We start from the raw sequence: 12,581 nt of genomic DNA, 5'->3' as shown, positions 1-12,581 counted from the left end.
CGCATGCTGCGGCTGTACACCCATTCCGCCTGCCTGCGGCACGATCCGGGGCCGGGCCACGTGGAACGGCCGGCGCGACTGCATGCGGTATTGCAGGCACTCGATCACGACCGCTACGCCGCGCTCGACCGTGTCGAGGCACCGCCGGCCACCCGCGAACAGCTGCTGCGCGTGCACGACGCGGGACACATCGGCGAAGTCCTGCTCGGCGCGCCGGCGGGCGAAATGCTGGCGCTGGACCAGGACACCGTGATGGGCCCCGGCTCGACCGAGGCGGCCCTGCACGCTGCGGGCGCCGTGGTGGCGGCGGTCGATGCGGTGCTCGGCGGCAGCGCGCAACGCGCTTTCTGCGCGGTGCGCCCGCCCGGCCACCACGCCACGCGCGAGCGGGCGATGGGCTTCTGCCTGTTCGACAACGTCGCGGTGGGCGCCGCCCACGCGCTGGCCGCGCACGGGCTCAAGCGGGTCGCCATCGCCGATTTCGACGTGCACCACGGCAACGGCACGCAGGACATCTTCGAACGCGAGCCGCGCGTGCTGTTCGCCTCCAGCCACCAGTCGCCGCTGTACCCGGACAGCGGCCACGAGGACGAGCGCGGCTGCGGCAACATCGTCAACGGCGTGTTGTCGCCCGGCGCCGGCTCGCATGAATTCCGCGAACTGTGGGATGCCGTGCTGCTGCCGCGCCTGCACGCGTTCCGGCCGCAATTGCTGCTGATCTCGGCCGGCTTCGACGCCCACGCCAACGACCCCCTGGCCGACATCCGGCTGAGCGAGGAAGACTACGCCTGGCTCACCGAGCGGCTGGTCGCGCTGGCCCGCCGCCATGCCGAGGGGCGCATCGTCTCCACCCTCGAAGGCGGCTACGACCTCGCCGCCCTGGCCGCCAGCGCCGCCGCCCACGTGCAGGCCCTGATGGAGTGAATCGGCGCCCGCAGCCAAGCCCGCGCTGAACGCGCGGACGCATCGGAGGGGGCGTTTCTGCTAACTTGACCAGCCTTCGAGGTCGGCAGGTTCCATCGTGACATCAACGTTTCCTCCACGTCGCCTGCTGGCAGTCGCCGCCGCGCTGGCGCTCTTCGGCGGCCAGCTTCCCGCCGCCTCCGCCGCCCCGGCGGCACGCAAGGCGCCGGACCCGGCCGACCAGAGTTGCCCGCTGGGTTCGTTCCACTGCGCACCGCGCCCGCTCAACTACGCGATGTGCCGGCCCAACGCGCTGCTGGAGTTCTACGATCCGACGCTGAGCCGGGACAGCAGCCAGCGCGCGACCGCACCGGCGCACGTCACCGCGCAGCACGTGGACAGCTCCGACCAGTCGGTCTACCACCTCTCCGGCGACGTGCTGCTGCAGCGCGCCGACCAGCAGCTGCAGGCCGATACGCTCGACTACAACGACTCGACCACCGACTACGATGCGCGCGGCAACGTGCGTTACCAGGAGGCCGGGCAACTGCTCGCCGCCTCGCACCTGCGCGGCAACACCAATGCCAGCCGCGGTGTGGCCGACGACGTGCGCTACCAGATGCTGGAATCGCGCGGCAATGGCGTGGCGCGCCAGGGACACATGCTGGATGCCGAGCGCACCCGCTATTCCATGGCCACGTATTCCACCTGCGATGTCGGCCACCACGTGTGGGAGTTCCGCGCCAAGTCGATCAGCATCGACAAGGCCAGCGGCGTGGGCGTGGCGCGCGATGCCACCATGCGCATCGGCAAGGTGCCGTTCCTGTACCTGCCGTACTTCACTTTCCCCACCGACGACCGGCGCAAGAGCGGCTTCCTCTACCCCACGCTGGGCAACACCAGCCGCGCGGGTTTCCAGCTCAGCACGCCCTACTACCTCAACCTGGCGCCGAACTACGACGCCACGCTGGACCCGCGCTACTACAGCCGCCGCGGCCCGCTGCTGGCGGGCGAGTTCCGCTACCTGGTGCCCGGCAGCAGCGGGCAGCTCAACGTGGAGTACGTGCCCGAGGACCGCGGCAAGAGCGACGGCCTGGCCGACACCACCGGCAAGTCGCGCCACCTGGTGTCCTTCTCCGACCGCACCGCCCTGTGGGACGGCTGGCGCTTCAACGGGACGTACAACCACGTATCCGACGCCAGCTACCTGTACGACTACGGCAATGCGATGTCGCACAGCCCGGTGTACAGCCTGCGCTCCGGTGCGGCGATCAGCGGCGGCGGCAAGTGGTGGGACGCCTCCTTCGGCGCCACCACCTACCAGAACACCAACCCGTTCGCGACCGACTCCGCGCTGCCTTACGGGCAGCTGCCGTATGCACTGTTCAGCGCGGAAGTGCCGCTGTCGCGCTGGCTGCAGGCCGGCGTGGACACCAGCGCGGTGATGTTCCGCAAGCCCGGCTACGTCGAGGGACAGCGCGAGGACCTCTACCCCTACCTCGCGGCCGATTTCGGCAGTGCCGCGTGGTTCGTGCGGCCGCGCCTGGCCTGGCGCTACACCGCCTACCAGCTCAGCGACGGCTACCAGGACTACGGGCGATTCGGGCGGCTCAGCGGCACGGCAGTGTCGCCATTCACCGAGCAGTCGCCGACCCGCTCGCTGCCGATCGTCAGCCTCGACTCGGGATTGATGTTCGACCGCAGCACCTCGCTGTTCGGCACGCACTACACGCAGACGCTGGAACCGCGCCTGTACTACCTCTACGTGCCGTACCGCGACCAGGACAACCTGCCGCTGTTCGACACCAACCTGATGTCGTTCGACTACTGGCAACTGTTCTCGACCAACCAGTTCTCCGGCGCCGACCGCCAGATGGACGCGAACAACGTCACCGCGGCGCTGACCACGCGCCTGCTGGACGACGATGGCGTCGAGCGGCTGTCGGCCAGCATCGGCCAGATCCGCTACCTCAGCCGGCAACGCGTGCTGGGCACCGACTGGACCGGCTCGGCCTACGTGGCCCAGCTCGACCTGCAATTGAACGACCGCTGGCGGGTGAACAGTTCCTGGCAGTGGAGCCCGAACAGCCGCGCCGTGGAGGCGGCCACGTTCGGTCTGCAGCGCCGCCTCGGCGATGCGGGCATCGTCAACCTCGCCTACCACTATCGGCGCGGCCGGCTGGAACAATACAGCGCCTCGGCGGTCTATCCGCTGTCGGACAGGTGGCGGTTGTTCGGCGCCTGGGCGTTTGCCCCGGCGATCGACACCACCTACAAGCTCCCCAGCGGCACCGTCGACGCGATGCTTGGCGTGGAGTACGACAGCTGTTGCGTCACCCTGCGGCTGGTCGACCGCAATTACGTCAACCAGTCCTACTACGGCACCACGTCGCCACCTTCCGGAAGCAACCTCAATCGGCGCGACAACGCGATCATGTTCGAAATCGTATTCAAGGGGCTGGGCTCGACCGGCGGCCAGATCGAACCGCTGCTGCGCCGTGATATTCTCGGCTATCAATAATCCATCGCCTCGGCGATCCAGGCTTTTTTCTCGATGAAGCAATTCCTTGCATCCCTCCTGCTCGCCCTGGCGATCGCCGTGCCTGCCCATGCGCAGTTGCTGCAGTCGGCCGCACCGGCGAACCAGTCGCTCGATCGCATCGTCGCGGTGGTCAACGACGACGTCATCCTGCAGAGCGAGCTGGACGACGCGGTGCGCACGATCCAGCAGCAGTACGCCGGCCGCGGGCAACTGCCGCCGATGGACGTGGTGACGCGGCAGGTGCTGAACCGGCTGATCCTGATGCGCCTGCAGGTGCAGCGCGCGCAGGAACAAGGCATCTCGGTGTCCAGCGCCGACGTCGACCGCGCGGTCCAGGGGGTGGCGCAGCAGAACCGGCTCACCCCCGAGCAGTTGCGCGCGGCGGTCGAGCAGCAGGGCGGCAGCTTCGCCGCATTCCGCAAGGAACTGAGCGACCAGATCACCGTGCAGCGGCTGCACCAGAACGTGGTGCAAAGCTCGGTCTCGGTGACCGACAGCGAGATCGACAACCTGCTCGACAGCCCCACCTACAAGGCCGGCGAAGTGCACCTGGCGCACATCCAGGTGAGCATCCCCGGTGGCGCGGACGCCGCGGCGATCCAGGCCAGCCAGGCCAAGGCCGAGCAGGCCGCCGCCGCCGTCCAGGGCGGCATGGATTTCGGCGCCGCCGCGATCCGCTACTCCGACGCTTCCGATGCACTGGAAGGCGGCGACCTCGGCTGGCGGCGCATGGACGAGATTCCGCCGGCGTTCGCCGACACGGTCGTCACGATGAAGCCGGGCCAGGTCAGCCAGATCCTGCGCGGCCCGACCGGCTTCCACATCCTCAAGCTCGTCGACCAGCGCAAGGGCGACCGCAAGATCGTCACCGAGTACCACGCGCGGCAGATCCTGATCAAGCCGAGCGAGCTGCTGAGCTCCGCCCAGGCACAGCAGAAGGCGCAGGACCTGTACCACCGCATCGTCGACAAGCACGAGGACTTCGCCGCGCTGGCGAAGGAGTTCTCCAAGGACGACACCACCGCCAACATCGGCGGCGACATGGGCTGGTTCCAGCCCTCGGCGTGGGGCGCGACGATCGCCGCCAAGCTGGCCTCGCTGAAGGACGGCCAGGTATCCGAGCCGTTCCAGAGTGAAGCCGGCTGGCATCTGCTGCAGCGCCTGGGTACGCGCCAGAGCGACCAGACCGTGGAGATCGAGCGCAACCAGGCGCGCCAGGCCATCGGCAACCGCAAGGCCGAGCAGGTCTACGACGACTACCTGCGCGACCTGCGTTCCAACGCCTACATCGAAATCCTCGTGCCGTCCCTGCGCGAGCCCGAGCAGGCGCCCGCCGACGGCGCCGCACCCCAGGCCAGCTGAGCGCGATGGCGCTCACCCGGCTGGCCGTCACCGCGGGCGAGCCGGCCGGCGTCGGTGCGGAGCTGCTGGTGCGGCTGGCCGGCACGTCGCTGGCGGCAAGCCTCGTCGCGATCACCGACCGCCACCTGCTCGAGCGCGCGGCGACACGCTGCGGCATGCACCTCGAATTGATCGACGACGACGGCGCACCGGCAGACTCCCGCGCCGCCGGCGCGCTGCGCGTGCGTCACGTGCCGCTGGCGACGAGGGAAGTGCCCGGCCACCCCGACCCGCGCAACGCGAGCCACGTGCTGGCCACCCTGGCAGAGGCCGCCGACGGCTGCATGGCCGGCCGTTATGCCGCGGTGGTCACCGCGCCACTGCAGAAGTCCTCGATCAACGATGCCGGCATCGCCTTCCGCGGACACACCGAATTCTTCGCCGAACGCGCGGGCGCCGAGGTGGTGATGATGCTGGCCAGCCCGCAGCTGCGCGTGGCGCTGGCCACCACCCACCTGCCGCTGTCGGCCGTACCGGCGGCGATCACGCCCGCATTGCTGACCCGCGTGCTGCGCATCGTGGACGCCGAACTGCGCGGCAAGTTCGGCATCGACCAGCCACGCATCGCCGTGCTCGGACTCAATCCGCATGCCGGCGAGGGCGGCCACCTGGGCCGGGAAGAAATCGATACGCTGATCCCCGTGCTGGACGTCTTGCGCGGCGAGGGCATGCAGCTGCTCGGCCCGCTGCCCGCCGACACCGCCTTCGTGCCGGCGCAACGCACGCATTACGACGCGGTGCTGGCGATGTACCACGACCAGGCCTTGCCGGTGCTGAAGAGCGAAGCGTTCGATCGCACCGTGAACGTCACCCTGGGCCTGCCCTTCATCCGCACCTCGGTGGACCACGGCACCGCGCTGGATCTGGCCGGCACCGGCCGCGCCGATCCGTCCAGCCTGATCGCCGCAGCCAACCTCGCCATGACGCTGGTGGCGCGAAGGCGAGGAGTGAGTGGAGAGGAGTGAGGAGCGAGAGAGCCGCTCGCGCACTCATCTCCCCGACCTTCCACACACTCACTCCTCACTCCTCATTTCTCACTGCTCGCTCTGCCCCATGACCGCACGCCCCAAGAAAAGCTTCGGCCAGCACTTCCTGCACGACCGCCAATGCATCGAGCGCATCGTCGCGGCGATCGCACCGCGCGACGACGATTTCCTGGTCGAGATCGGCCCGGGCGAAGGCGCCCTGACGCTGCCCCTGCTGGGCGCGGCAGGCAAGCTCACGGCGATCGAGCTGGACACGGACCTGATCCCCGCCCTGCGTGCGCGCGCCGCCACGGTCGGTGCGCTGCACGTCGTGCACGCCGACGTGCTGAAGGTCGACTTCACCGCGATGGCGCACAGTCACGGCGTGCCGCGGTTGCGGCTGGCCGGCAACCTGCCCTACTACATCTCCAGCCCGATCCTGTTCCACTGCGTCGAGCACGCGGCGGCGATCGAGGACATGCACTTCATGCTGCAGAAGGAAGTCGTCGACAGGATGGCCGCCGCACCGGGCAGCAAAGTGTACGGCCGGTTGTCGGTCATGCTGCAGCTGGCGTGCCGGGTGGAACCGCTGTTCGACGTGCCGCCGGAGTCGTTCCGGCCGCCGCCGAAGGTCGACTCCGCCGTAGTGCGACTGCAGCCGCTGTCGCCGGAACAACGGCACGACGCCGACCCGGCGCAACTCTATGCCGTGGTGAAGGCGGCGTTCGCGCAACGGCGCAAGACGCTGTCCAACGCACTCAAGCAGGTGATGGACAGCGACGCGATCCGGCGCGCCGACGTGGACCCGCGCGCACGCGCCGAGACGCTGTCGCCGGCGGATTTCGTGCGCCTGGCCAAGGTCGCTCCCGCGGCGCAGTGAAGCCGTCGCGCACGCGCCGCCCCATTGGCGAGCGCAGGCCTTACAATCCGGGCATGACCGAACAATCCCCCTACACGATCGACGTGCAGGTGCAAACCCGCTTCGTTCCCGACCAGTCCAGGCCCGGGGACAACCGTTACGTTTTCGCCTACACCATCACCTTGCGCAACGCCGGCCAGCTGCCGGCGCGCCTGCTCGCGCGGCGCTGGCAGATCACCGACGCGAACGGCAAGGTCGAGGAAGTGAGCGGCGACGGCGTGGTCGGCGAACAGCCGTGGATGCGCCCCGGCGAGGATTTCGAATACACCTCCGGCGCGGTGCTGGAGACACCGGTGGGCATCATGGGCGGCAGCTACCAGATGCTCGCCGACGACGGCACCGAGTTCGAGGCGCCGATCCCGACCTTCACCCTGTCCATCCCGCGTACGCTGCACTGATGGCCCGGGACTGACATGGCTACGTACGCCATCGGCGACGTGCAGGGCTGCTATCCCGAATTGCAACGCCTGCTGGAGAAACTGCGCTTCGACCCCGCGCGTGACCAGCTGTGGTTCTGCGGCGACCTGGTCAACCGCGGCGGGCAGTCGCTGGAAACACTGCGACTGATCCACGACCTGCGCGACTCGTGCATTGTCACGCTGGGCAACCACGACCTCAGCCTGCTGGCGATCGCGCAGCGCAAGCCGGAGGCGCAGGCGCGGGTGAACCCCGAACTGCGCGAGGTGCTGTTTGCCGACGATGCACCGGTGCTGTTTGAATGGCTGCGCTCGCAGAAGCTGATGCACCACGACGAACAGCTCGACTGGGCGATGGTGCATGCCGGCCTCGCACCGGTGTGGACGCTGCGCCAGGCATTGCGTGCCGCCCAGGAGGTCGAGCGCGAGCTGTCCAGCCCGCGCCACCCGCGCCTGCTGCGCAACCTGTTCGGCAATCGTCCCGCGCAGTGGTCGAGCCGGCTGCAGGGCCAGGACCGTTACCGCGCCACCATCAACACCATGACGCGCATGCGCTACTGCGACGTCAACGGGCGCATCGACTTCGACGCCAAGGGCATCCCCGGCACGCAGAAGCCCGGCCTGTACCCGTGGTTTGCCGTGCCCGGCATGCGTCGACGCGACGTGCGTATCGTCTGCGGCCACTGGTCGGCGCTGGGCCGATTCGACGGACTGGGCGTGCACGCGATCGACACCGGCTGCGTCTGGGGCGGCAAGCTCACCGCACTGCAACTGGACGGCGAGGGGACGCACTACATCACCGTCAACGCCGAGCCGCATCGCAAGCGGCCGCCAGGCGGCGAGGACTGAAAGGCGAGGAGTGAGTGGAGAGGAGTGAGGAGTGAGAGCGGGCCGGACAGCTTTCTCTCACTCCTCTCCACTCACTCCTGCTTTCTGTCTCAGCTCAGCTGTCCGTGACAATGCTTGTACTTCTTGCCGGAGCCGCAGGGGCATGGCTCGTTGCGGCCGACCTTGGGGCCGGCATGCTGCACCGGTTGCGCGGCCAGGTGGGCACCGTCTTCCGGGGCCGCGCCGGCATTGCCGAACGCATCGGGCGGCGCGCCGCCGCCGGTGGCGAGCATCTGCTTCTGCAGGCGCTCGGCCATGCGCTGCTGCTCGGCCTCCATCGCGGCGACTTCCTCCTCGCTGCGGATGCGGATGCGCGCAAGCATCTGCACCACCTCGGACTTGATCCGCGCCAGCATGTCGGAGAACAGCTTGAACGCCTCGCGCTTGAACGCCTGCTTCGGGTCCTGCTGCGCGTAGCCCACCAGCGAGATGCCCTGGCGCAGGTAATCCATGCTGGAAAGATGGTCCTTCCAGGCGTTGTCGACCACGGTCAGCATCACGTGCTTTTCGAGCTGGCGCATGGTCTCGGCCCCGATCTGCGCCTCCTTGCCGTGGAACAGCTCGGCGACCGCCTCGTCCACGTGCTTGCGGATCATCTCGGCGTCGATCTCGCTCTGCTGCTCGACCCAGTGCTTGAGGTCGAGCGACAGGTTGAACTGGCTCTCCAGCTCGCGATCCAGGCCGGCGATATCCCACTGCTCGTCGATGGTCTGCGGCGGCACGTAGGCCTGCACCAGGGTCTGCACCACATCCTCACGGATGTCGGCGACGGTGGCCGCGACCTCCTCGCCCTCCAGCAATTCGTCACGCTGGGTGTAGATCACCTTGCGCTGGTCGTTGGCGACGTCGTCGAACTCCAGCAGGTGCTTGCGGATGTCGAAGTTGTGCTGCTCGACCTTGCGCTGGGCCTTCTCGATCTGCCGGCTGATCATGCGATCTTCCAGCGCGTCGTCGTCCTTCATGCCGAAGCGCTTCATCCAGCGCACCAGGCCTTCGCCGCCGAAGATGCGCAGCAGGTTGTCCTCCAGCGACAGGTAGAAGCGCGAGGAGCCCGGGTCGCCCTGGCGGCCGGAGCGGCCGCGCAGCTGGTTGTCGATGCGCCGCGATTCGTGCCGCTCGGTGCCGATGATGTGCAGGCCGCCGGCGGCCAGCACCTGCTCGTGCCGCTTCTTCCACTCGGCCTTGACGCGCGCGCGGTCCACCTCGCTGGCGCCTTCGGGCAGTTCGGCCAGCGCGGCCTCGAGACTGCCGCCGAGCACGATGTCGGTACCGCGGCCGGCCATGTTGGTGGCGATGGTGACCTGGCCGGGCGCGCCGGCCTGCGCCACGATGTGCGCCTCGCGCTCGTGATGCTTGGCGTTGAGCACCTCGTGCGCCACGCCCGCCTTCTTCAGCAACCCGGACAGCAGCTCGGACACCTCGATCGAGGTGGTGCCGACCAGCACCGGCTGGCCGCGCTTGTGGCAGTCCTTGATGTCCTCGATCACCGAGTTGTACTTCGGCGTCTGCGACAGGAAGATCATGTCCGGGTTGTCCTTGCGGATCATCGGCTTGTGGGTGGGGATCACCACCACCTCCAGGCCGTAGATGCTCTGGAACTCGAACGCCTCGGTATCGGCCGTGCCGGTCATGCCGGCCAGCTTCTTGTACATGCGGAACAGGTTCTGGAACGTCACCGTGGCCAGCGTCTGGTTCTCGCGCTGGATCGGCACGCCCTCCTTCGCCTCGACCGCCTGGTGCAGGCCGTCGGACCAGCGTCGGCCGGCCAGGGTACGGCCAGTGAACTCGTCGACGATGATCACTTCGCCATCGCGCACGATGTAGTCGACGTCGCGCTGGTAGATGCCGTTGGCGCGCAGGGCGGCGTTGAGATGATGAACCACCGCGAGATTCTTGGAGTCGTACAGGCCGCTGTCCTGGTCGATCACGCCGGCCTCGCGCAGCAGCTCGTCCGCGTGCTGCATGCCGGCCTCGGACAGATGCACCTGCTTCTGCTTCTCGTCGACCCAGTAGTCGCCCTCGCTGTCTTCCTCGGCCTGGCGGATCATCCGCGGCACGATCTTGTTGACGGCGATGTACAACTGCGGGGAATCCTCCGCCGGGCCGGAGATGATCAGGGGCGTGCGCGCCTCGTCGATCAGGATCGAGTCGACCTCGTCAACGATGGCGTAATGCAGGCCGCGCTGGTAGCGCTGCTCCTTGCTGAGCGCCATGTTGTCGCGCAGGTAGTCGAAGCCGAACTCGTTGTTGGTGCCGTAAGTGATGTCGGCCGCATACGCCGCGTGCTTGTCGGCGTGGTCCATGCCCGGGTACACCACGTCGACGGTCAGGTCGAGGAAGTTGTACAGCTTGCTCATCTGCGCCGAGTCGCGCCGCGCCAGGTAGTCGTTGACGGTGACCACGTGCACGCCTTTGCCCGCGATCGCGTTGAGGTATACCGGCAGCGTCGCCACCAGGGTCTTGCCTTCGCCAGTGCGCATCTCGGCGATCTTGCCCTGGTGCAGCACCATGCCACCGATCAACTGCACGTCGTACGGACGCATGCCCAGGGTGCGGCGCGAGGCCTCGCGGGCCACCGCGAAGGCTTCCGGCAGCAGCTTGTCCAGTGATTCGCCGGCGGCGTAACGCTGCTTGAACTCGGCAGTCTTGCCGCGCAACGCGGCATCGTCCAGTTTCTCCATCTCCGGTTCCAGCGCATTGATGCGATGGACCGTACGTGAAAGCTGACGCAGCACACGCTCGTTGCGGCTGCCAAACAGACTCGTCAGGGCACGATTGAACATCGATTTTCCGGTTGGGGGAACAAGACGCCCGCTGCACGCGCGAGCCAATCGGGCATGTTACTACATGCCCGGTACGGCTCACCCGCTCTGGCGGGATGGAGGTGCCCGCGCCGCGCGGGAACGCCGGCGAACCGTCAGGAACTGGCGGCTGCCGGGACCGGATTCAAGGGATCAGGGCATCCCTAGCGGTGGCTGCGCACGAACGCCAGCGGGTTGACCACGCGATCGTGGTACCAGACCTCGAAATGCACGTGCGAGCCGGTGGAGCGGCCGGTGGAGCCGGCCTGCGCGATCACGTCGCCGACCTGCACATGCTGGCCGGGATGCACGTCCAGCTTGCTGTTGTGGGCGTAGCGGGTCATGTAGCCGTTGCCGTGGTCGATCTCGACCACGTTGCCGTAGCCGCGACGCACGCCGGCGAAGGTCACCATGCCTTCGGCCACGGCATGCACCGGCGTGCCGAACGGCGTGGCGATGTCGATGCCGGTGTGCCGCGCCGACTGGCCGTCGAACGGGTCGGGACGCACGCCGAAATAGGATGAGATGTAGCCATGCACGGGCATGCCGGTGGGCTTCAGGTTCGACTCGATGCGGGCATCGAGCAACAGGCTCTGCAGCGCCGACAACTGCGCCTGCTGGACGTTGAACTGGCCGGTGAGGCGGTCGATGCCGACCTCCAGCGAGGGCGGCATGGCGTAACCGGTGCTGCTGGTGTCCTCGACACCACCGACGGCGGGCGGCTGGTCGAAGTTGAACTCGCCGCTGTCGAGCTTGCCCACCTGCACCAGGCGCTCACCGAGCGCGTTCAGGCGGGTCGACTGCGCCTGCAGCTGGCCCAGCTTGAGCGCCAGGGCGTCCAGGCTGCGCTGCGCATCCGCGCGCACGCCGCCGAGTTCGGCGTTCTGCCGGCGGATCTGCTGCTGCAGGTCGTGGATCTGGCTCAGCGCGCGGTCGCGCGGACTGGCGATGGCGAGGGTCAGCGCGCCGCCCAGGGCCAGGCAGCCCAACACGCCCAGCGACAACATCGAGAACAGCTTCCAGCGCACCCGCCGGCTGGCCAGATCCAGGGTTTTAGGCAGCTTGCGGGCACGTGAGACGAGTATGATCTGCATGTCTTTCCAAAATCGAATGTCGGCACCATGCACCGCGCGGAACCCGCCACTTCCCGTCGCCGCGACAACGGACCGAAATCCCTTGCCGATTGCGGCTCCTTCGCGTCGCTGGCCCGAAAGGCCGACGCGCTGGAAGCGCTGGACCGCGCACTGCGCCAGACGTTGCCATCGCCGCTGCGCGAACAGGTCAGATTCGCCAATCTGCGCAACAACCGCCTCGTCTTCCTGGCGTCTTCACCGGCCTGGGCGTCACGCCTGCGCTTGATGCAGGCACAGATCCTTGCCTCCGCAAGCGCCGTCGGCGCCTGCGCCAGTTCAGTCACCGTGAAAGTGGCTCCCCAACCACCGGCCGTTACCGTGCCGGAGCAGTCAAAACCGCTTTCTCCAGCCGCAGCCGCCCACCTCAGGGCTGCCGCTGCCTCGTCCACAGACCCCGAATGGCGGGATCTGTTCCTTCAGCTGGCGTCCTTCGCCGAAACCGCTGATTCCCCCGAGAAACCCTCGTACTGAAGGGCGTTCCTGCGAGACGCACCGCGTCTTGCCGCCGCGGCCGAACCCGCGAGAGCTGCGTTTATACCACGTGAAGAGTTAATGAAAAGTCCAGCCCTCGCCGGGCTGTGACCCAACCCGCGCGGCGAGTGTGTCGCGGTCA

The 12,581-nt window shown here is 68.0% G+C and carries 10 protein-coding genes; 8 read left to right on the top strand and 2 right to left on the bottom strand.

What is annotated here, in order from left to right:
• Window positions 1–3: 3 nt before the first annotated feature.
• From ACVCL3_RS14350 to ACVCL3_RS14320, 7 genes are all read left to right on the top strand, one after another.
• A complete protein-coding gene (locus ACVCL3_RS14350) occupies window positions 4–924 on the top strand; it encodes a histone deacetylase family protein (RefSeq protein ID WP_395120084.1) in 921 nt (306 codons plus the stop codon).
• Window positions 925–1,021: 97 nt separating this feature from the next.
• The gene (locus ACVCL3_RS14345; RefSeq protein ID WP_447099750.1) at window positions 1,022–3,424 is read left to right on the top strand and encodes an LPS-assembly protein LptD; all 2,403 of its coding nucleotides are present in this window, start codon (window positions 1,022–1,024) and stop codon (window positions 3,422–3,424) included.
• Between the two features lie 33 nt (window positions 3,425–3,457).
• Complete coding sequence (locus tag ACVCL3_RS14340) at window positions 3,458–4,807, top strand: peptidylprolyl isomerase (RefSeq protein WP_447099749.1); 1,350 nt, start codon at window positions 3,458–3,460, stop codon at window positions 4,805–4,807.
• A gap of 5 nt (window positions 4,808–4,812) precedes the next feature.
• Window positions 4,813–5,811, top strand: a complete 999-nt coding sequence (gene pdxA / locus ACVCL3_RS14335) for a 4-hydroxythreonine-4-phosphate dehydrogenase PdxA (protein WP_447099748.1) — start codon at window positions 4,813–4,815, stop codon at window positions 5,809–5,811.
• An 88-nt stretch (window positions 5,812–5,899) separates the two neighbouring features.
• Window positions 5,900–6,691 carry a 16S rRNA (adenine(1518)-N(6)/adenine(1519)-N(6))-dimethyltransferase RsmA gene (gene rsmA, locus ACVCL3_RS14330; RefSeq protein ID WP_447099747.1) on the top strand — a complete coding sequence of 264 codons (792 nt, stop codon included), beginning with the start codon at window positions 5,900–5,902 and terminating at the stop codon, window positions 6,689–6,691.
• 53 nt (window positions 6,692–6,744) lie between these two features.
• Window positions 6,745–7,128, top strand: a complete 384-nt coding sequence (apaG, locus tag ACVCL3_RS14325) for a Co2+/Mg2+ efflux protein ApaG (protein ID WP_395120089.1) — start codon at window positions 6,745–6,747, stop codon at window positions 7,126–7,128.
• A 15-nt stretch (window positions 7,129–7,143) separates the two neighbouring features.
• On the top strand, window positions 7,144–7,995 hold the full coding sequence (locus tag ACVCL3_RS14320) for a symmetrical bis(5'-nucleosyl)-tetraphosphatase (RefSeq protein ID WP_447099746.1): 852 nt from the start codon (window positions 7,144–7,146) through the stop codon (window positions 7,993–7,995).
• A gap of 89 nt (window positions 7,996–8,084) precedes the next feature.
• Here the strand turns inward: ACVCL3_RS14320 and secA are convergent, their stop codons facing one another.
• Together secA and ACVCL3_RS14310 are read right to left on the bottom strand one after the other, a co-directional pair.
• Window positions 8,085–10,817, bottom strand: a complete 2,733-nt coding sequence (gene secA / locus ACVCL3_RS14315; RefSeq protein ID WP_395120091.1) for a preprotein translocase subunit SecA — start codon at window positions 10,815–10,817, stop codon at window positions 8,085–8,087.
• A 182-nt stretch (window positions 10,818–10,999) separates the two neighbouring features.
• Complete coding sequence (locus ACVCL3_RS14310; RefSeq protein WP_447098158.1) at window positions 11,000–11,929, bottom strand: peptidoglycan DD-metalloendopeptidase family protein; 930 nt, start codon at window positions 11,927–11,929, stop codon at window positions 11,000–11,002.
• Between the two features lie 27 nt (window positions 11,930–11,956).
• Here ACVCL3_RS14310 and ACVCL3_RS14305 point away from each other — a divergent pair, with 27 nt between their 5' ends.
• Window positions 11,957–12,439 (top strand): DciA family protein, encoded by a 483-nt coding sequence (locus tag ACVCL3_RS14305; protein ID WP_447098157.1) that lies wholly within the window; start codon window positions 11,957–11,959, stop codon window positions 12,437–12,439.
• The last annotated feature ends 142 nt before the right edge of the window (window positions 12,440–12,581 follow it).

This window comes from Rhodanobacter sp. UC4437_H4 (genome assembly GCF_052978425.1).
The sequence above is the reverse complement of the archived record's forward strand: the minus strand, read 5'-3'. Positions and strand labels throughout refer to the sequence as shown.

Coding starts and splice junctions, on each gene's coding strand:
- ACVCL3_RS14350 (WP_395120084.1), top strand. CDS start 4: ATGCTGCGGCTGTACACCCATTCCGCCTGCCTGCGGCACGATCCGGGG.
- ACVCL3_RS14340 (WP_447099749.1), top strand. CDS start 3,458: ATGAAGCAATTCCTTGCATCCCTCCTGCTCGCCCTGGCGATCGCCGTG.
- pdxA (WP_447099748.1), top strand. CDS start 4,813: ATGGCGCTCACCCGGCTGGCCGTCACCGCGGGCGAGCCGGCCGGCGTC.
- rsmA (WP_447099747.1), top strand. CDS start 5,900: ATGACCGCACGCCCCAAGAAAAGCTTCGGCCAGCACTTCCTGCACGAC.
- apaG (WP_395120089.1), top strand. CDS start 6,745: ATGACCGAACAATCCCCCTACACGATCGACGTGCAGGTGCAAACCCGC.
- ACVCL3_RS14320 (WP_447099746.1), top strand. CDS start 7,144: ATGGCTACGTACGCCATCGGCGACGTGCAGGGCTGCTATCCCGAATTG.
- secA (WP_395120091.1), bottom strand. CDS start 10,817: ATGTTCAATCGTGCCCTGACGAGTCTGTTTGGCAGCCGCAACGAGCGT.
- ACVCL3_RS14310 (WP_447098158.1), bottom strand. CDS start 11,929: ATGCAGATCATACTCGTCTCACGTGCCCGCAAGCTGCCTAAAACCCTG.
- ACVCL3_RS14305 (WP_447098157.1), top strand. CDS start 11,957: ATGCACCGCGCGGAACCCGCCACTTCCCGTCGCCGCGACAACGGACCG.